General features: G+C 63.0%; 20 protein-coding genes. 6 read left to right on the top strand and 14 right to left on the bottom strand.

The window, feature by feature from the left end; translation table 11 throughout:
• Position 1 precedes the first annotated feature (1 nt).
• Together grxC and IE101_RS06065 are read right to left on the bottom strand one after the other, a co-directional pair.
• The gene (grxC, locus tag IE101_RS06070) at positions 2-259 is read right to left on the bottom strand and encodes a glutaredoxin 3 (protein ID WP_189632924.1); all 258 of its coding nucleotides are present in this window, start codon (positions 257-259) and stop codon (positions 2-4) included.
• Positions 260-317: 58 nt separating this feature from the next.
• Entirely contained in the window at positions 318-1,040 is a 723-nt protein-coding gene (locus IE101_RS06065) for a double zinc ribbon domain-containing protein (RefSeq protein WP_189632923.1), read from the bottom strand.
• A gap of 35 nt (positions 1,041-1,075) precedes the next feature.
• Here IE101_RS06065 and IE101_RS06060 point away from each other — a divergent pair, with 35 nt between their 5' ends.
• Both IE101_RS06060 and hemH read left to right on the top strand, forming a co-directional pair.
• Entirely contained in the window at positions 1,076-1,903 is an 828-nt protein-coding gene (locus IE101_RS06060) for a methyltransferase domain-containing protein (RefSeq protein ID WP_189632922.1), read from the top strand.
• 51 nt (positions 1,904-1,954) lie between these two features.
• On the top strand, positions 1,955-3,040 hold the full coding sequence (gene hemH / locus IE101_RS06055; RefSeq protein WP_189632921.1) for a ferrochelatase: 1,086 nt from the start codon (positions 1,955-1,957) through the stop codon (positions 3,038-3,040).
• A gap of 78 nt (positions 3,041-3,118) precedes the next feature.
• Here the strand turns inward: hemH and IE101_RS06050 are convergent, their stop codons facing one another.
• Both IE101_RS06050 and IE101_RS06045 read right to left on the bottom strand, forming a co-directional pair.
• Positions 3,119-3,298, bottom strand: a complete 180-nt coding sequence (locus tag IE101_RS06050) for a hypothetical protein (RefSeq protein WP_189632920.1) — start codon at positions 3,296-3,298, stop codon at positions 3,119-3,121.
• 144 nt (positions 3,299-3,442) lie between these two features.
• On the bottom strand, positions 3,443-4,015 hold the full coding sequence (locus IE101_RS06045; protein ID WP_189632919.1) for a L,D-transpeptidase: 573 nt from the start codon (positions 4,013-4,015) through the stop codon (positions 3,443-3,445).
• Between the two features lie 160 nt (positions 4,016-4,175).
• Between IE101_RS06045 and dalA the strand changes: the two genes are divergently transcribed.
• Positions 4,176-4,772 carry a divisome-associated lipoprotein DalA gene (gene dalA, locus IE101_RS06040; RefSeq protein WP_189632918.1) on the top strand — a complete coding sequence of 199 codons (597 nt, stop codon included), beginning with the start codon at positions 4,176-4,178 and terminating at the stop codon, positions 4,770-4,772.
• A gap of 57 nt (positions 4,773-4,829) precedes the next feature.
• Here the strand turns inward: dalA and IE101_RS06035 are convergent, their stop codons facing one another.
• From IE101_RS06035 to hslO, 6 genes are all read right to left on the bottom strand, one after another.
• Positions 4,830-5,327, bottom strand: a complete 498-nt coding sequence (locus IE101_RS06035) for a L,D-transpeptidase family protein (RefSeq protein WP_189632917.1) — start codon at positions 5,325-5,327, stop codon at positions 4,830-4,832.
• Between the two features lie 108 nt (positions 5,328-5,435).
• On the bottom strand, positions 5,436-6,656 hold the full coding sequence (locus IE101_RS06030) for a class I SAM-dependent RNA methyltransferase (protein WP_189632916.1): 1,221 nt from the start codon (positions 6,654-6,656) through the stop codon (positions 5,436-5,438).
• On the bottom strand, positions 6,653-8,497 hold the full coding sequence (locus tag IE101_RS06025) for an ABC transporter ATP-binding protein (protein WP_189632915.1): 1,845 nt from the start codon (positions 8,495-8,497) through the stop codon (positions 6,653-6,655). The genes IE101_RS06030 and IE101_RS06025 overlap by 4 nt, the downstream gene beginning before the upstream one ends.
• 133 nt (positions 8,498-8,630) lie before the next feature.
• Positions 8,631-9,773: a CCA tRNA nucleotidyltransferase gene (locus IE101_RS06020; protein ID WP_189632914.1), complete on the bottom strand. Its 1,143-nt coding sequence runs from the start codon at positions 9,771-9,773 to the stop codon at positions 8,631-8,633.
• Positions 9,770-10,357, bottom strand: coding sequence for a CoA pyrophosphatase (locus IE101_RS06015; RefSeq protein ID WP_229804039.1), 588 nt, complete (start codon positions 10,355-10,357; stop codon positions 9,770-9,772). Before IE101_RS06015 ends, IE101_RS06020 begins: the two co-directional genes overlap by 4 nt.
• A complete protein-coding gene (gene hslO / locus IE101_RS06010; protein ID WP_189632912.1) occupies positions 10,347-11,345 on the bottom strand; it encodes an Hsp33 family molecular chaperone HslO in 999 nt (332 codons plus the stop codon). Before hslO ends, IE101_RS06015 begins: the two co-directional genes overlap by 11 nt.
• A gap of 72 nt (positions 11,346-11,417) precedes the next feature.
• Between hslO and IE101_RS06005 the strand changes: the two genes are divergently transcribed.
• On the top strand, positions 11,418-11,864 hold the full coding sequence (locus IE101_RS06005; protein ID WP_189632911.1) for an NUDIX hydrolase: 447 nt from the start codon (positions 11,418-11,420) through the stop codon (positions 11,862-11,864).
• Here IE101_RS06005 and IE101_RS06000 read toward each other — a convergent pair.
• On the bottom strand, positions 11,852-13,108 hold the full coding sequence (locus IE101_RS06000) for a PP2C family protein-serine/threonine phosphatase (RefSeq protein WP_373296076.1): 1,257 nt from the start codon (positions 13,106-13,108) through the stop codon (positions 11,852-11,854). The genes IE101_RS06005 and IE101_RS06000 overlap by 13 nt on opposite strands.
• A 163-nt stretch (positions 13,109-13,271) precedes the next feature.
• Between IE101_RS06000 and IE101_RS05995 the strand changes: the two genes are divergently transcribed.
• Positions 13,272-13,604 carry an Hpt domain-containing protein gene (locus tag IE101_RS05995; protein WP_189632909.1) on the top strand — a complete coding sequence of 111 codons (333 nt, stop codon included), beginning with the start codon at positions 13,272-13,274 and terminating at the stop codon, positions 13,602-13,604.
• On the opposite strand, the gene ilvA is transcribed toward IE101_RS05995, so the two are convergent.
• The 3 genes from ilvA to IE101_RS05980 are packed head-to-tail and all read right to left on the bottom strand — an operon-like array spanning position 13,605 to position 16,434.
• On the bottom strand, positions 13,605-14,852 hold the full coding sequence (gene ilvA, locus IE101_RS05990) for a threonine ammonia-lyase IlvA (protein ID WP_189632908.1): 1,248 nt from the start codon (positions 14,850-14,852) through the stop codon (positions 13,605-13,607).
• Between the two features lie 37 nt (positions 14,853-14,889).
• A complete protein-coding gene (locus tag IE101_RS05985) occupies positions 14,890-15,627 on the bottom strand; it encodes a hypothetical protein (protein WP_189632907.1) in 738 nt (245 codons plus the stop codon).
• 57 nt (positions 15,628-15,684) lie between these two features.
• Positions 15,685-16,434, bottom strand: coding sequence for a hypothetical protein (locus IE101_RS05980; RefSeq protein WP_189632906.1), 750 nt, complete (start codon positions 16,432-16,434; stop codon positions 15,685-15,687).
• 123 nt (positions 16,435-16,557) lie between these two features.
• Here IE101_RS05980 and IE101_RS05975 point away from each other — a divergent pair, with 123 nt between their 5' ends.
• Entirely contained in the window at positions 16,558-17,787 is a 1,230-nt protein-coding gene (locus tag IE101_RS05975; RefSeq protein WP_189632905.1) for an argininosuccinate synthase, read from the top strand.
• Positions 17,788-17,809 lie beyond the last annotated feature (22 nt).

Below are 17,809 nucleotides of genomic sequence, written 5' to 3'. Positions count from 1 at the left end.
GTCAGTCCGCCAGCAAGGGGTCGAGCTTGCCCGCGTCTTCCAGCGCATGCAGATCATCGCAGCCGCCGACATGCACCCCGCCGATGAATATCTGCGGCACGGTGCGGCGGCCATTGGCGCGTTCCGTCATCGCCACGCGCAGGGCGGGATCGGCGCTGACATCGGTTTCGGCATAGTCCACGCCCTTCTTTTGCAGCAGGCGCTTGGCGGCCAGGCAATAGGGGCAGGTCGGGGTCGTGTAGATTTCGACGGATTTCATGGTGCTCTCTGTGGCCCTGGGCCGGGCCGATGCTTGCAGTTGCAGAAATTATAAGGATTTAAGCATCCTTCGCAACGCGGCACAGCACAATCACGTCAACACGGGCGGCGCCTTCGGCCAGACAGGCCTCGGCACAGGCGGCCAGCGTCGCGCCCGAGGTCATCACATCATCCACCAGCAGCACGGGGCGGCCCTGCATCATCCAGTCGCGTTTGCGGTTCACGCGGAATGCCTCATGCACATTGACAAAGCGGGCCGAGCGGTCGCGCCCCTCTTGGCTGCGGGTATTGCGGCGGCGGATCAGCAGATCGGGACAATGCGGCAGATCGGCAAGCCGCCCCAGCGCCGCCGCCAGCAAGGCCGACTGGTTGTAGCGCCGCCGGATCAGCCGCGTCCAATGCAGCGGCACCGGCGCGATCAGCGTATCGGGCGCAAGCAGCGGCCGCGCCGCCCGGTGCAGCCAGCCCGCGGCCGGGCGGGCCAGATCAACCCTGTCGCCATGTTTCAGCGCCATGACCATCTTGCGCGCGTTATCCCAATAAAGCAGCGCCGCCCGCCCCCTCGACCAGGGCCGCGCAACGGCCAGACAATCGTCGCATTGCACCGGGCCGCCCGTCTCCTCGCCCGGCAGGGGCACACCGCAGCAATCACAGACCAGACCCGAGACAAAGGGCGTCTCGCGCCAGCAGGCGGCACAAAGACCGAAATCCGTGGTCACCAGCGCATCACAGGTCAGGCACTGGGGCGGATACACCAGTTGCACCGCGGCTTGCATTCTCATCCATCCCTCCTATGGTCCGCCAAAAGAGAGGCCCCATGCAGACCCCGCCCCAGCTGACTGACCGCGCCGCCCTGACCCGCAACCGCCACCGCGCCACGCGCGATGCGCTGTTCCTGCATGACGAAGCCGTCTTCGAAGTTCAGGAAAGACTCAGCGCGGTTAACAGGCAGTTTACGGCGCCCGCCATCATCACGCCCTTTCCGGAAATCTGGGCCGATGTGCTGCCCGGCGCGCGCCTCCTGCCGGATGATGAGGTGCTGGATCTGCAGCCCGAGGCGCATGACCTGATCATCCACGCGATGGGCCTGCATTGGGCAAATGACCCGGTGGGGCAGCTGGTGCAATGCCGCCGCGCGCTGCGCCCGGATGGGTTGCTTCTGGCATTCACGCTGGGGGGCCAAACGCTGCATGAATTGCGGGCAAGCCTTGCCGAGGCCGAGGCGGCGGTAACGGGCGGCCTGTCGCCCCGTGTGCTGCCGATGGCCGAAATCCGCGATCTGGGCGCGCTGCTGCAACGCGCTGGTCTGAATCTGCCGGTGGCCGACAATTTCACACGCACCGCCAGTTACCGCGACCTCTTTCACCTCATGGCCGATCTGCGCGCCATGGGCGAGGCCAGCGCCCTGATGGATCGCCCCCGCCATTTCACCCGCCGCGCCGTGATGATTGCCGCCGCCGAACGCTATGCCGCGGCCTTTGGTCAGCCGGACGGGCGCATCCCCGCCACCTTCGAGGTGATCTGCCTGACCGGATGGGCCCCCCATGAAAGCCAGCAAAAGCCCCTGCGGCCCGGATCGGCGGTGCAGCGGCTGGAAGATGCCTTGCGGGCGGCGCAAACCCCTATGACAAAAAAGGACGGTTGACCCCGGGCCTGCCAAGGCTATCTCGGGGCGGAACGATTGCAGGAGACGACGATGCTCGATGTGCTGCGTGATGCGGTGAATGGCTGGATCAAGCCCGGTGAGGGGCGCCTTACCCATGCCCCGGCCAACCATCCCCCGGTGCGGGCGGCCAAGATCGGCGTGCTGCTGGCCAATCTGGGGACGCCCGACAATTACGACTACTGGTCGATGCGGCGCTATCTGAACGAGTTTCTGTCAGACAAGCGCGTGATCGATTTTCCAGCCTGGAAATGGCAGCCGCTGTTGCAACTGATCATCCTGACCAAGCGGCCCTTCACCAGCGGCGCGAATTACAAGCTGATCTGGAATGAGGAGAAGAACGAAAGCCCGCTGATGACCATCACCAAAGAGCAGACCGCGGCCATTGCCGCGCGGATGCAGGCGGCCTTTGGCGACAAGGTGATGGTCGATTTCTGCATGCGCTATGGCAACCCCTCGACCGATTCAAAGGTGCGCGCCATGGTGGATGCGGGCTGCGAAAAGATTCTGTTCTTCCCGCTCTACCCCCATTACGCGGGCGCAACCTCGGCCACGGCGAATGATCAGTTCTTCCGCGCGCTGATGAAGGAAAAGCGTCAGCCCGCGGCCCGAACCGTGGCGGAATACTTCGACCATCCGCTGTATATCGAGGCGCTGGCCCAATCGGTCGAGCGGGTCTATGCCACGCTGGACCACAAGCCCGACGTGCTGGTCACCAGCTATCACGGCATGCCCAAACGCTATCTGATGGAGGGCGACCCCTACCACTGCCAATGCGCCAAGACCTCGCGCCTGCTGCGCGAACGGCTGGGCTGGGAGAAAGGAAGCATCGACGTGACCTTCCAGTCGGTCTTTGGCCGCGAGGAATGGCTGCGCCCCTATACCGTCGAACATGTGGCAGAGCTGGCGAAACAGGGCAAAAAGCGCATCGCCGTCATGGCGCCGGCCTTCAGCGCCGATTGCATCGAGACGCTGGAAGAGATCAACGGCGAAATCCGCGAAAGCTTTGAACATGCCGGGGGCGAGGTGTTCACCTATATCCCCTGCCTCAATGCCGAAGAGGCGCATATCACCGCGCTGGATGCCTTGATCCGCGAAAACCTGGCAGGCTGGATCTGAAATCCGGCAGCAGGGTCTGAAACTGAAAAAGGCGTCAGGAAACCCTGACGCCTTTTCCATCACGCCTGTGATTTTGGATCAGTTGGCAGCAGCAGCAGCCACGACCAGCAGAAGCAGCAGCGGAACGACGACGCCGCCAGCCGACGACGAAGCGCCAGCTTTCACAACTTCTTCTTCCATCACCGGCTCGGTCAGGCCGCCAGCGAAAGCGGTCGAAGCGGCGACCGACAGGGCGGCTGCAAGAGCGAGTTTCTTCATTTTGACCTCCAGATCATACCGATGCCGAATTTTGCAGAGGCGACACCGGGTCCAAGCTATTACCTCGTGATCTGCTGTTTAGGCCCCAATTCCCAATCGCGCAACTTTTGGCGCACAACCGGAAATCGCGGCAAAAAAATGGCGTCAAATTAGCAACACTTGCGTCCCGATGTTGCACAGCTCGTAAAGCTCTTCGACATGTTCATTGAACATCCCGATGCAGCCGTTCGACGATTTGCGCCCGATCTTGCGCGTGTCATGCGTGCCGTGGATACGGTAATATTCCCACGACAGCCACATGGCGCGGGTGCCCAGCGGACAATCCGGACCCGGCGGAATGAAGTCCGGCCAGTCGGGGTTGCGCTCTTTCATCGAGGGGGTCGGACGCCAGGACGGGGCCGGGTCTTTCTTGATGATCTGCGTGCGGCCCAGACGGGTCAGTTCGGTCGAAACCGGGACCGAAGTCGGGTAAAGCTTGTAGATCGCCTGATCTTCCGACCAATAATGCAACGCGCGCGACGTGGTATCGACCAGCACCGCGCCCTTGGCCAGGTTCGCGAAATAGGGTTGCCAATCCAGCATCCGGAAGCTGGAGACGTTGGAGCGCACGGCCCCTTCGCTTTGCGCCAGCACCGGGGCCGCCATCGAAGCCCCAAGGACAGCCGCAGCCCCGCCCAGAACTGCCCGACGGGTGGGTTTGAACGTGTCAGCAGACATCCACTGAACTCCTTCTGAGGTATTTTGCGCGGTTTTTAGCCGCTGCGATGCAATATCGCAATTCAAAGCCGTGTCATCCGGCGGATTCACGCAGAGTTGGGTTTGATCCTGCGCAAGGTATTGGCTAAGGACATGCAATCCAAGCCTTAGGTAAAGCAAGATGACGAGATTCTCCGTTCTGGCAGTCTGTGCCGCAGCCATCCTGTCTGCCTGCGCATCGACGTCCGAGCCTCAGTTGGGCCCGGATGGCCGTCCGTTGCCGCGGATCTACAAGATCGGAAAGTCGGACGAGGCCGAAATTCCGTATCGCATGCTTGATTCGGTCAATACGCTGCGCTCGGCCCGGGGTCTGGTGCCGCTGCAGCTGAATGCGCAGCTGACCTCTGCCGCAGTGTCCCATGCCCGCGACATGTCCGCACAGAACCGCCCCTGGCATTTCGGGTCCGACGGTTCATCCCCGCTGCTGCGGGCGCAACGCGCAGGCTATATGGGCCATATGCAGGGCGAGCTGATTTCCGAGACCTATGTCTCCGAGCTGGAAACGCTCGCAGACTGGAGCGCACAGACCGATACCCGTCAGATCCTGATGGACCCGCAGGCCAATGAACTGGGTTTCGGCTGGTATCAGGAACCCAGCGGCAAGATCTGGTGGACCCTGCTCACCGGTGATGCGACGCGCGGCCCGGTCGCCAATGTCAGCGCAACGGCCCTGGGCCGCACTGTCACCTCGGAAATGGACAACCTGCCCAGCCAGTAATGGCAGGCAGATCCGGCAGAATATGAAAAAGGGGCCCGCGGGCCCCTTTGTCTTGCCTTACGGCAGGATGAAGATTGGCGTATTGCGCCGGACCATGGCGTAGATTTCTTCCATCTCGCTATCGGTGACGGCGATGCAGCCCGCGGTCCAATCCCCGATGTTCGTGCCTTTGTAATTCGACCGCCCGTGGATCATGATATCCCCGCCCGGAGACTTGCCCTGCGCCTGCGCAAAAGCCACATCCTTTTCATTGGGATAGGACACCCCAACCGACAGGTGATAGCGACTTTTCGGGTTGTGGTGGGAAATGAAATAGGCGCCCTCGGGCGTCTTGCCATCCCCCTCGAATTGCTTGTGCCCAAGCGGCTGGAACCCCAGCGAGATGTCATATTCCTCCAGCACGTCCGAGCCGTGCAGAAGATACATCTTGCGGGCGCCCTTATGGACCTGGATCGAGGTCACGGATGGCCCGTTGTAGGTGCGGAACTTGTTATGGCCACAGGCCGCAAGGCCAAAGGCCAGCGCCACCACCAAGAGCATGCGGGTGAAAGACATCGAACGCCTGTATTCTGCTTTTTTGTTTGCCCATACCCATTTTCTCATGACCTGCCTAGTCTGCAAAGGTGCAGGGCAGCACAAGGCGTTCACGGATTGGTGCACGGATCAAAGAGAGAAGCGTGCCACAAGCTCGACATGCGCCGACCAGCGGAACTGATCGACCACCTGCACCCAGTCGATGCGATAGCCCGCCGCCACCAGAACCCGCGCATCGCGCGCAAAGGTGACGGGGTTGCAGGACACCATCGCAATGACCGGCACCTTCGACCGCGCCAGCGTTGCCACCTGCGCCTCCGCCCCCGCGCGGGGTGGGTCGATGACCGCGGCCTGCACGCCCTTGAATTCATCAGGTTCCAGCGGGCGGCGGAAAAGATCGCGGGTTTCGGCTGTCACACGATGCAGCCCGCCCGCCTGACGCCAGCCCTTGTCCAGCGCCGCGATCATGGCGGCATCGCCCTCCAGCGCATGGATATCGGCCTGATCTGCCAGTGGCAGGGTAAAGGTCCCCGCGCCGGCGAAAAGATCGGTGATGCGGCTGGCGTTGCCCACGGCCTCACGCACGGCGGTCAGAAGCGCGGCCTCGCCCTCGGCGGTGGCCTGCAGGAAGGCGCCGGGCGGCGGGGCAACCAGCGCCTTGCCGAAACGCTGCATGGGCGCGGCGCGCAGGGCCACGACCTCATCCTCCCAGGTGACGCGCGACAGGCCATGCGCCTCGGCAATTCGGGCCAGGTTCAGGCGCAGGTCGGCATCCAGCGGCTTGCCCCCCTTCACCAGCACATCCGGCCCGGCAAGGCTGCGCGTCACCGTCAGGTCCAGCTCGGCCGTGCGGGACCCGCCCGCCAGAACCAGCGCCTCCAACGCGGGCATCGCCGCCATCAGATCGGGGTGCAGCAGCTGGCAATTCGGCACCGGGATCAGCAGATCCGACCCGCGCGCGTGGAAGCCGATCATCGTCCCGCCCTTGGTGCGGCGCGCGGCCAGCGTGGCGCGGCGCCGCGATTTCGGCGGCGAGGTCACGATGGGCCGCAGCACCGCCTCAAGCCCCTGCCCGGACAGCGCGCCCCGCACGATGCCCAGCTTCCAGTCCGCAACCAGACTGTCGCGGGCATGTTGCATCAGGCAGCCCCCGCAGGTCCGCGCATGGCTGCACGGCGGTTTGACCCGGTCCGCCGAAGGGGTGACGATCTTGGCCCCTTGCAGGCTGTCGCCCCGCAGCTCGCCCTCGATCTCTTCGCCCGGCAGCATGCCCGGCACATAGACCGGCCCGTCCGGCCCCTGCGCGATGCCGTCGCCCAGATGCCCCAGACGTTCGATGGTCAACTTCATTCCGCTGCCTCTTCGGTGACGATGAAGCCCCCCGATTGCCGATTCCAGTAGCGCGCGTAAAGCCCCCCTTTTGCAAGAAGTGCCTCATGACTGCCTTCCTCGACGATCCGGCCCTGATCCAGCACGATGATCCGGTCCATTGCGGCGATGGTGGACAGGCGGTGGGCGATGGCCAGCACGGTCTTGCCCACCATCACACGGTCCAGCGCCTCCTGGATGCTGGCCTCGACCTCACTGTCGAGGGCCGAGGTCGCCTCATCCAGCACCAGGATGGGTGCATCTTTCAGGAAAGCCCGCGCCAGCGCGATGCGCTGCCGCTGCCCGCCCGAAAGCTTGACGCCCCGCTCCCCCAGATAGGCGTCATAGCCCTTGCGGCCCTGATGATCCTCCATCGCGATGATGAAATCATGCGCCTCGGCCTGACGGGCGGCGGCGATGATCTCTTCCTCGGTCGCGTCGGGGCGGCCATAGGCGATATTGTCCCGCGCCGAGCGGTTGAACATCGCGGTTTCCTGCGTGACCATGCCGATCTGGCGGCGCAGGCTTTCCTGCGTCACCTGCCGCAAATCCTCGCCATCCACCAGAACACGGCCTTTTTCGCAGTCATAGAGACGCAAAAGCAGCGAAACGAGGGTCGATTTCCCCGCACCCGAGGCGCCCACGATGCCGATCTTTTCGCCCGGCTGGATATTCAGCGTCACATCATCCACACCACCGCGCTTGCGCCCATAGGCAAAGCCTGCGTGGTCGAACAGCACCTCGCCCCGGATCGCGGGCAGGTCCACCGCCCCCGGCGCATCGGCAAGCTGATGCGGCACGGTCAGCGTCCGCATGCCATCTTCGACCTCACCGATGCTGGTGTAGATCGACATGAGCGTGAAGCTCACCCAGCCCGTCATCTGCGCGATCCGCATGGCAACGGCGCCGGCGGCGGCAATATCACCGGCCGTGGCGCTACCATCCTGCCATAGGATCACGGTGCCCCCGATCAGCAAGACCGGCAGCACCCCCGCCAGCGTCATCAGCGAAAACCGGAACCAGGTGGAGATCTGGCCGAATTCGATACTACGCTCGCGGAACACCTCCATGCTTTTCAGGGCGACGCGGTCCTCAAAGGCGGAATGGGCAAAGAGTTTGACCGTCTTGATATTGGTGATGGTATCAACCACTTGGCCCGATACCATCGCCCGCGCGGCCGCCCGCGCAGCGGAATTGCCCTTCACCTTGGGCAGGAAGAACCGCACCAGCGCCAGATAGACCACCATCCACACCAAAAGCGCCAACGCTATGCGGGCATCGATCGCGATCAGGAACAGCGCCGACCCGATGACCGAGGCCAGCGCGAAACAGACGGTATTGATCACCTCGGTCGCCACATCGGTGACGGCACGCGCGGCTTGCATCTGCTTTTGCGCGATGCGCCCCGCGAAATCGTTGTCAAAGAAGGTGACGCTCTGCCCCAGCGTCCAGCGGTGCAGACGGCTCAGCACCAAAGGAAAGACGTTCGGCCCCACGATGACCGAGTTCGACGCCGCCGAGGCCGCAAAAGCCAGCGGTCGGAGCGCCAGATAAAACGCCAGAAACAGCAATAACAGAGACATATTTCGGGTGAAAAACCCGGCCGGACCTTCGGCCACCGCCGCATCGACCACCCAGCCAAGGATCAGGGCCGAGACGACCTCGGTTGTCCCGGCGAGGGATGAGATCCCCCCCGCCACCGTCAGCGGCCCCCAGGATCCCTTCAGGCACCAGTTGAAGAAAGCGCCCAGCTTTTGCGGTGGGGCGCCATCCGCTGGCCGAAAGGCATCAATGAACCCGCCAAGGGCGCGCAGCATCTTCATTCCACTGTCTCCGTTCCGGCGGCGCAAAGGGGCGCGCGGCCTTTGGTGGCGGTCCATGAAGGGCGCCCTTGGCCCGGCAAATGCCCATGGCCTGACGCCGGATATAATCCGTTTTGACCAAAAGGAAAACCGATCACCCCAGAAGATCGGCGCGGCCGAGCCGCAGGTCCGAGGCGAGCCACCGGCCCTCCAGCTCTTTCAACCGGGCGCCAAGCGCCGCCCCTTTAAGCCCCGGCATCAGATCGGCAGATCGCACTGGGCATTCCGCCGCCGCACCCCGTGCAACCTCGGCCGCCCAATGGGGCGGCAAGGGGCTTTCAAACAGCGCGGCGCGCAGCAGGATCACGTCCACCGCCAGCTCTGGCCCCAGCCGATAGCCCAGAACCGCTGGCGATTGCAGATGTTCCAAAGCGTCTCTGATATGGCTGATATTGCGGCTTTCCTGCCGCGACAGCCGCCAGCGGTCGGTTATATCCGGGCCGCCCAGCGCAGCCAGCCGGCGCTGCCAACGCGGCGGGCGACCGGCCTCAAGATGAACCAGCGGCGCCACGGCGCGCGGATCACCCCCCGGCAGCACCTGCGCCAAGACGCCGGATTGCGCCATCGCCGCCAAAGACGGGGCCGGGTCCGCCGCGGCCAGAAGCTTCCGCATCTCGGCTCCGATGCGTTCGGCCGAAAGCGTCTCTATTCCTGCAGAAAATGCGGCACAGGCCGCAAGACCTTCGGCATCAATGCCCTGATCGGGGTCGCCGTAAATCGCGTGAAACCGGAAGAAGCGCAGGATCCGCAGGTAATCTTCCTGGATGCGCTGCTCGGCCAGGCCCACAAACCGCAGCCGCCGCGCCAGCAGATCGGGCAGCCCGCCCAGCGGATCGATCACCGTGCCATCGGGCGCGGCATAGAGCGCGTTCATGGTAAAGTCGCGGCGGGCCGCGTCCTCCTCAATCCGGGTGGAAAAGGCCACGACCGCGCGCCGCCCGTCCGTTTTCACATCGGTGCGGAAGGTGGTGATTTCATGCGGCAGGCCATCCGCAATCACCGTCACCGTGCCATGGTCAATGCCTGTTGGCACCACCTTGAAACCGGCGTTTTTGGCAATGTCAGAGACGATTTCTGGCCGCGCGTCCGTGGCGATGTCGATATCCGAAACCGGCACCCCCAGCAGCGCATTCCGCACGCAGCCCCCGACAAAGAGCGCCTGCACCCCCGCCCCCGTCAGCGCGGCGCAGACCGCCTGTGTCACAGGATTGTCGATCCAGGCGCCGGTAATCTTCATTGCAACCGCTCTGCCAGGCCACGCAACATGCGGGCCGTTGCGCCCCAGATGTAATAGGGGCCATAGGGAACCGTATAGTAGTAGCGCCATTGGCCCAGCCAACGCCGACGTTCGATCCGAAAGCGCGACAGATCGGCCAGATGCGACAGGGGCACTTGGAACACTTCATCCACCTCGCCCGCTTCGGGCTGCGTGGTGAAATCGGCTCTAATCAGGCCCAAAATAGGGGTGACGGTATAGCCCGTGACGGTTTCATGGGGCGCCAAACGCCCCAGAACCGTTACAAGCGACGGGTCGAGGCCGACCTCTTCCTGCGCCTCACGCAGAGCGGCAGCCTCGGCCGAAGCGTCCGTGGCGTCGATCTTGCCGCCGGGAAAGGCGATCTGGCCCGGATGGTGCTGCAACCCCGAGGCCCGCTTGGTCAGCAGGACGGAAGGGCCATCGCCCCCGGTACAGACCGCTACCAGAACGGCCGCCGCCCGCAGCTTGCGCCCGGGCGGCAGGACCAGTTCAGGATTGAGATCGAAATCCGAGCTTGCCACGCCATTGCGTGACAAAGCCCGGATCAAGGCTTCAGTTTGCATCCGGCGCAGCCTTGGGCGCATCGAACCCCAGGGTCAGGGGGTCAAATTCGTAATGCGCACCGCAGAACTGGCAGTCCGCCGTCACGATCCCTTCGGGCGTCGTCATATGACGCAGGTCCTTTTGCGAATAGATCGACATCGAGGACCGCACCTTCTCGGCCGAGCAGGAACAGCCAAAACGCACAGGCTGGGCGTCAAAAACGCGCGGGCCTTCTTCATGGAACAGGCGCACGAGAAGATCTGTCGGCGGAATGGACGGGCCGATCAGCTCCATCTCTTCGACAGTTTCGAGCAGAAGGTTCACACGGTTCCAGTTTTCGCCATCCTCGCCATGCACAATGTCCGCCGCCTGCAGCAGCCCACCTTCGCCCGAGCCACCATCCTTGGCAAAGGGCGAGGCTTTCGGCATGTGCTGGATCATTACGCCCCCCGCGCGCCAATGCGGCTGCCCACCCGGCACCTGCGACCGCCCATAGGACAGGGCAAAATTCGTGGGCAGCTGTTCCGACTGGGCAAAATAGGTTTGCGCACAGGCAGCAAGGGTGCCGCCGGTCAGCGGCGTAATCCCCTGATAGGGCACCATGCCCTGCCCCTGATCGATCACGATCACGAAATAGCCCTCGCCCAGAAGATCAAAGGGCTTGGCATTCGGATCGAGTTGATCGGGTTCGAAATTGGCATAGGCGCGCAGCCGCGCAGGTTGGCCATCCTCGGTCGGACCGTAGTAATCGGTCGCGACCATTTTCACCGCACCAGTGCCACGGATCTGCAACGACAGCCGCCAGCGCAGCTTGATCGTCTGCCCGATAAGCGCGGTCAGCAGCGTGGCTTCGCAGACCAGAGCTTCGATCTGCGGCGGGTAGGCATGTTGTTTGAGCACCTGATCCAGCACCCCGTCCAGACGCGCAACGCGGCCGCGGATGTCGGAGTGGTCAAGTTGAAACGGCAGGACGGTATCGTCCCAAGCGATCTGCGATCCAATGGTCATGGGGGGTTTCCTGAACGAGCCAGTCTTGGCATACCGCGATCATATAGGCGCGGCAAGTTCGAGGCCCAAGAGATGATCAGGCGATATGGCGAAGCAGTGAAGCCCGGGCAACACTATCGGCGGCGGCCGGGTGTCTATGCCGTGCTGCGGGACGGGGATCACATCCTGACCACGTTTCAGCAAAACCCAAAGCCTGAGTTTCAACTTCCGGGGGGCGGGATTGACGCGGGCGAACACCCGATCGCTGCCCTGCACCGCGAGGTGATGGAGGAAACCGGCTGGACCATCCGCATCGAACGGCGTCTCGGGGCGTTTCGACGGTTCTGTTACATGCCCGATTATGACCTTTGGGCAGAAAAGTTGTGCAGCATCTATCTGGCCCGGCCGGTGCGCCCGATCGGACCGCCAACTGAAGCAGGTCATAGCGCGGTGTGGCTGCCTGCGGCAGAGGCGCTGACGCTTTTGGGCAATGCCGGGGACCGGGCGTTTCTGGCACAGGCGATGCGTCATCCACGGTAGTGGAACAGGACACCCGAAACATCATCCGGAAAGTCCGCGTCCCCGGCATAGGCGTTCAACGACCAGACCAGCGCATCCAGAAGCCCAGGCGCATCCAGGGTTGCATGATCCAGCAGGAACTGGGTCAAGCCTTCGACTCCCAGTTCCACCCCTTGCGGATCAGGACATTCCGTCACGCCATCCGACACCAGGAACAGACGATCACCGGGCAAGAGCTGCGCCTCAATCCGTTCAAACCCGACATTGGGCAGCAGGCCGATGGGCATGCCACCGTTTCCCAAAAGCTCTACCCCCCCATTGGCGCGGATCAGCAAGGGATGGGGATGCCCGGCCTGAACCAGCATCACCTTCCCGGTGTGCAGGTCAATTTCTGCATAGGCCATGGTAAAATACTGATCGACCTGCATGTCATCCAGCATCATGCGGTTGAAGCGCCAAGCTACCATTTCGGGCGGCCAGGCGCCGCGGTTCCCGTCGACCCCGCCAGCCAGCGCAATGTTCTGATCGGGGGCTGCGCTTGAAAGCATCCCGGCCAAGCGCGCGGTCATCATGGCCGAAGCGACGCCATGCCCGGACACATCCACGGAATAAAGCGCAATCCGACGCCGGACGCTGATGTCGAAAAAACCGGCCAGATCCCCCCCCACATGCCCCGAGGGCCGCAGCAGGATCGACGCGGTGCCCCGCCCGAAGTCGCGGTGGCGTTCGCGAACCAGGGTCTGTTGCAGCTTACGCGCCTCGATAAGGTCGCGGTCCAGCGAATCATACAACTTTTGCAGTTCATCCAGCGTGGCACCGATGAGGCGGTTCTTGTCGATGAGCTCGCGCTGCATGCCCAACAAACGCTCTCCCGCGCGCAGACGGGCGTGCAATTCGTCAGGGCTAACGGGTTTGATTAGAAAATCATCGGCGCCGCCGTCCAGACCATCGGCAATTTCCGTCTTTTCGGATTTTGAGGTGAGCAGGATGAAATACCCATATCCATCACGCGGCAAGGCCCGGAAAGATTTGCAGAAATCCAGGCCTGACAGGCCCGGCATGACCCAGTCCGACAGGATGATGTCGAAGGTCTGTGCCTCACACAGGCGCAGCGCCTCTTCGCCCGAGGCGGCTTCCGTCACCTGATAGCCCCAGCGCTGCAACAAAAGACAAAGGATTTTACGCTGGGCGCGGCTGTCATCAACCACCAGCACCCGCCGCGACAGATCGGGGCTGCGCGATACCAAGGACAGGGGGCGACTCACCTGCTTCACCAAACTTCTCCGCACCGAGGACATGGGTCAGGTTTCGCCGCAGGACTTTAAGAGAGGGTGAATGTTCAAATTTTCAGGGTCTGGCGGGCGCGGATTAACAGAATGGCAAGCAGCGGCATTCAGGATTGTGAGGGCGAACAGGAAGGGACCGTCGATGATTGACTGGCAACGCGTTGCAGAGCTTGAAGAGGAGGTGGGGCAAGACGGCCTGTGTGAAGTCATCACCCTGTTTCTGGAAGAAACCGATGAGGTGATGGCCCGCCTGTCAACCGACGCAGCGCCACAACAGCTGGGCCGCGACCTGCATTTCCTGAAGGGAAGTGCGCTCAACCTTGGCCTGCGGGCACTTGCACAACTGTGCCAGGAGGGAGAGCGGCTCTGCGATTCTGGGGGCGCAGGGCGGATCAACCTGCCCCTGCTGCGCCACCTGTATGAGGAGTCGAAGACCGCGCTGCGGGCGGGTCAGGCCAACCGCCCGGCCGCGTGATCAGATCAGGAATTCGGCCAGCGCCTCATCCCCGGTGATGTCTCGATATGCGAACCCGGCGGCATCCATCCGCCCGGTGAATTCGGCAAAGTTCGAGGCCTTGCGCGTCTCGATCCCGATCAGCACCGAGCCGAAGTTCCGCGCCGATTTCTTGAGGTATTCAAACCGCGCGATATCGTCATCGGGGCCCAGCATCATCAGGAATTCCCGCAGCGCGCCCGGGCGTTGGGGCATACGCAGGATGAAATACTTCTTGAGGCCCGAATAGCGCTGCGCCCGCTCTTTCACTTCGGGCAGGCGTTCGAAATCGAAATTGCCCCCCGAAGTGACGCAGACCACGGTCTTGCCGCGAATCTGGTCAGCCAGCACCGGCAGAACATCGACGGACAGCGCCCCGGCGGGTTCCAGCACGATGCCCTCAATATTCAGCATTTCGAGCATGGTGATGCAGATTCGATCTTCTGGGGCCAGCAGAACCTGCGCAGGATCGGCCCAGCTGAGGCAGGCAAAGGTCTGTTCGCCCAACCGCGCCACCGCGGCACCGTCAACAAAGCTGTTGACGCGCGGCAGGGTCACGGGCGCGCCCGCGTGCAGCGCTGCCGTCAGGCTTGCGCCCCCCAGCGGCTCGACAAAGCGGTAATCGACGGTCGGCGCGACCTCGCGCAGATAGCGCGTCACCCCGGAAGACAGCCCCCCGCCCCCGACCGGCAAGATCACCAAATCCGGTGCGGCGCCAAGTTGGTCCAAAAGTTCGACCCCGACACTGGCCTGACCCTCAATCACATCCGCATCATCGAAGGGCGACAGGAAATGCGCCTGATGATTGCGGCAATAGGCCTGCGAGGCCGCAAGCGTCTGGTCGAAATAATCGCCGGTCAGCACGATCTCAATGGCGCTGCCGCCGAAGGTGCGGGTCTTGTCGATCTTCTGCTGTGGCGTGGTGACGGGCATGAAGATCGTGCCGCGGACGCCGAAATGACGGCAGGCATAGGCCACACCCTGCGCGTGATTTCCCGCGCTGGCGCAGACGAAATGCTGCTGGGTCGGATGGGTGGCGCGCACCTTGCGCATGGCGTTGAACGCCCCGCGCAACTTGTAGCTGCGGACGGGGGTCAGATCCTCGCGCTTGAGCCAGATATCGGCCCCGTAGCGCAGCGACAGGTGATCATTGCGCTGAAGCGGCGTGGGTTCAAACAGATCGCGCAGGGCATCTGTGGTCTGGCGGGCGGCGCGGGCAAAATCGGTCATGCACGGATTAGACCCCCGCCCCGCGCCATTGGCAAGATCAGAGAAGCGGACGCTTCTCGACATAATGACCATAGATTGTGGTCAGAACGGAAAGGCCAAGCATGGTGGAGAACCAGTTGAACGCGATTTGCGCCAAAAGGCCGAGCACCGGGATCATCCCCACCACCTGGGCAGCAATCCCGGTGAGCAACAGAAAGACCAAGAAAATCAGGCTCAACGCCAGGAAGGTCACCGTCTCGCCCGCAGTGGCGGCCCAGCTGGCCTGAATGCCCTGCCCCCCGTCCACCGCCGCGCCCGGCAGGCTCGCCGAAAGGCGCAGGAACAGCGGCATCAGGATCACCACCATCAGGACGACAAAAAGCCCGATCGCCAGGGCCGACCCGGCCGAAGACAGCAGCCCCGCCGGGATCGCCAGCCCCACCCCGGCCAGTGCGCAGAGAAGAAAAACCAGCACATAACGCCAGAGATACGCGCCGATCCGGTTAAACCGCAGACTGGGCAGCCAGCCGATCGGTTCATTCAACAGGACGAAGCGGTGCCAGTTCACCGCAATGGTGCCCAGCATCAGCATATAGGCCAGCACCGCGATGACCGCGGCAAAGACGGCCAGGGCGGTCGGCTCGGTTCCGCTATAGGCGATGGCCATCAGGGCCAGAACCACCACGGCCGAGAGAAGGATCATCCCGACAAATGGCAGCAGCGACACACGCAGTGCAGGCCCAAGGTTGCCCGTCACCTGCCGCAGCGCATGTTTGAAAATAAGCCAGCCTTTCACACCCACCTCCGATGACATCACCGGGCGAAGGTGGGGGGCGCGCAGGCGGGTGTCAATTCAGACAAGCGGGCGCTTTTCGATATAATGCCCGTAAAGCGTGGTCAGGATCGAGGCGCTGACCATGACCTGAATCCAGCCTGCGACCACCTCCCACAAGAGGGCGGCGAGGGACCCGGGGGCGAGCAGGCTCAGCGGAATGCCCATCACGATGCTCGCCACGCCAGAAAGAAAGGCGAGGGTCAGAATCGTTCCGGATTCCCCTGTGGTGGCAACCCAGCCGTCGGCAAAACCCACCGCCCGGTCCAGCGCAACGCCGGGCAGAACGGCGCTGAGGCGGTATAGCACCGTCAGGATGGGGACCATGACGCTCAGCACGGTGAGCAGACTTGCCACCTCGGGTGAGGCCACCAGCGCGTAGTAAAGGCCGCCAAACGCAATCGCCAGAACGCCCGCCATGGCAATGACGACCAGCGCGATCAGGATGGACCGGCCCGCATACCGCATCACGCGCCCACCTTGCAGCGCGGGCACATAGCCTGCCGGGCGCTCTCCCGTCAGCACGAAGCGGTGCCAGGCCACGGCAATCCAGAGGGTCGAAAGCAGAAAGATCAGTGCCGAGACGAAGATGGCAAGCGCCGCCCCCGGGGTCGGGTCGGCCTCTGGGGTGCCCATCAGGTTCGGGGCCGCGCCCATAGCGATGGATGCTGCCATCTGGGCCAAATAGATCAGACCGGAAATCTGCAGCGCCTCGGGCAGATTGCCGAAAACCTGCCGGATCGAATGCACGAAAATCTGCCACGCCTTCATGTCGGCCCCCTCAATCAATGCCAGCACAGAAGTCAGAGCGCTGCGCGACTGTCAACCACGGCGGCATGCTTGCGCGCGCGACAATTTCCCTTTAATCGCGGGCGAAACCGATTGGAGCACCCCATGTCGAAGCCGAAGAAAGTCGTGCTCGCCTATTCTGGCGGCCTTGATACCTCGATCATCCTGAAATGGCTCCAGACCGAATACGGCTGCGAGGTCATCACCTTCACCGCCGACCTGGGCCAAGGCGAAGAACTTGAACCCGCCCGTGCCAAGGCCGAGCTTCTGGGCATCAAGCCCGAGAACATCCATATCGTCGATGTGCGCGAAGAATTCGTGCGCGACTTCGTCTTCCCGATGTTCCGCGCCAATGCGGTCTATGAAGGGCTCTATCTGCTGGGCACCTCGATCGCGCGGCCACTGATTTCCAAGCATTTGGTCGATATCGCGCATCAGCACGGCGCCGATGCCGTGGCCCATGGCGCGACCGGCAAGGGCAACGATCAGGTCCGGTTCGAGCTGAGCGCTTATGCGCTTGACCCCTCGATCAAGGTGATCGCGCCTTGGCGGGAATGGGATCTGACCTCGCGCACCAAGCTGATCGAATTCGCCGAGGCGAACCAGATTCCAATCGCCAAGGACAAGCGCGGGGAGGCCCCGTTCAGCGTGGACGCGAACCTGCTGCACACCTCGTCGGAAGGCAAGGCGCTAGAAAACCCGGCCGAGGAAGCGCCCGATTACGTCTATCAGCGCACCGTTTCGCCAGAAGAGGCGCCCGATACCCCGGAATACATCGAGATCACCTTTGAAAAGGGCGATGCCGTCGCCATCAATGGTGAGGCGCTGTCGCCCGCAACGATCCTGACCCGCCTGAACGAACTGGGCGGCAAGCATGGGATCGGCCGTCTCGATTTCGTGGAAAACCGCTTTGTCGGCATGAAATCGCGCGGGATTTACGAAACCCCCGGCGGCACCGTGCTGCTGGAAGCGCATCGTGGCATCGAGCAGATCACGCTGGACGCTGGCGCAGGCCACCTGAAAGACAGCCTGATGCCGCGCTATGCCGAACTGATCTACAACGGCTTCTGGTTCTCGCCCGAGCGCGAGATGCTGCAGGCGCTGATCGACAAGAGCCAGGAAAACGTCACCGGGACGGTGCGCCTGAAGCTCTACAAGGGTTCGGTGCATTGCGTGGGTCGCTGGTCGGAGCATTCGCTCTATTCCGAAAAGCACGTCACGTTTGAGGAAGACGCCGGCGCCTATGATCAGAAGGACGCGGCAGGATTCATCCGCCTGAATGCCCTGCGTCTCAAACTGATCGCGACGCGGAATGCGCGGGTCGCCAAGAAGTAAGCCTTTGTTTCACGTGAAACAT

Origin of the sequence: Gemmobacter lanyuensis, assembly GCF_014652355.1 — a bacterium.
GTDB classification, from domain to species: domain Bacteria; phylum Pseudomonadota; class Alphaproteobacteria; order Rhodobacterales; family Rhodobacteraceae; genus Gemmobacter; species Gemmobacter lanyuensis.
Note: the sequence above shows the minus strand (reverse complement) of the source record. Positions and strands in the feature narration are given on the sequence as shown.

Bases quoted from the DNA above. Each gene is read 5' to 3' on its own strand.
- IE101_RS06020 (WP_189632914.1), bottom strand. From the start codon at position 9,773: ATGAAGATTACCGGCGCCTGGATCGACAATCCTGTGACACAGGCGGTC.
- dalA (WP_189632918.1), top strand. From the start codon at position 4,176: ATGACGAGATTCTCCGTTCTGGCAGTCTGTGCCGCAGCCATCCTGTCT.
- ilvA (WP_189632908.1), bottom strand. From the start codon at position 14,852: ATGACCGATTTTGCCCGCGCCGCCCGCCAGACCACAGATGCCCTGCGC.
- IE101_RS06025 (WP_189632915.1), bottom strand. From the start codon at position 8,497: ATGAAGATGCTGCGCGCCCTTGGCGGGTTCATTGATGCCTTTCGGCCA.
- hslO (WP_189632912.1), bottom strand. From the start codon at position 11,345: ATGACCATTGGATCGCAGATCGCTTGGGACGATACCGTCCTGCCGTTT.
- hemH (WP_189632921.1), top strand. From the start codon at position 1,955: ATGCTCGATGTGCTGCGTGATGCGGTGAATGGCTGGATCAAGCCCGGT.
- grxC (WP_189632924.1), bottom strand. From the start codon at position 259: ATGAAATCCGTCGAAATCTACACGACCCCGACCTGCCCCTATTGCCTG.
- IE101_RS05980 (WP_189632906.1), bottom strand. From the start codon at position 16,434: ATGAAGGCGTGGCAGATTTTCGTGCATTCGATCCGGCAGGTTTTCGGC.
- IE101_RS06015 (WP_229804039.1), bottom strand. From the start codon at position 10,357: ATGCAAACTGAAGCCTTGATCCGGGCTTTGTCACGCAATGGCGTGGCA.
- IE101_RS06030 (WP_189632916.1), bottom strand. From the start codon at position 6,656: ATGAAGTTGACCATCGAACGTCTGGGGCATCTGGGCGACGGCATCGCG.
- IE101_RS06060 (WP_189632922.1), top strand. From the start codon at position 1,076: ATGCAGACCCCGCCCCAGCTGACTGACCGCGCCGCCCTGACCCGCAAC.
- IE101_RS05975 (WP_189632905.1), top strand. From the start codon at position 16,558: ATGTCGAAGCCGAAGAAAGTCGTGCTCGCCTATTCTGGCGGCCTTGAT.
- IE101_RS06050 (WP_189632920.1), bottom strand. From the start codon at position 3,298: ATGAAGAAACTCGCTCTTGCAGCCGCCCTGTCGGTCGCCGCTTCGACC.
- IE101_RS06005 (WP_189632911.1), top strand. From the start codon at position 11,418: ATGATCAGGCGATATGGCGAAGCAGTGAAGCCCGGGCAACACTATCGG.
- IE101_RS06065 (WP_189632923.1), bottom strand. From the start codon at position 1,040: ATGAGAATGCAAGCCGCGGTGCAACTGGTGTATCCGCCCCAGTGCCTG.
- IE101_RS06035 (WP_189632917.1), bottom strand. From the start codon at position 5,327: ATGTCTTTCACCCGCATGCTCTTGGTGGTGGCGCTGGCCTTTGGCCTT.
- IE101_RS06045 (WP_189632919.1), bottom strand. From the start codon at position 4,015: ATGTCTGCTGACACGTTCAAACCCACCCGTCGGGCAGTTCTGGGCGGG.
- IE101_RS05995 (WP_189632909.1), top strand. From the start codon at position 13,272: ATGATTGACTGGCAACGCGTTGCAGAGCTTGAAGAGGAGGTGGGGCAA.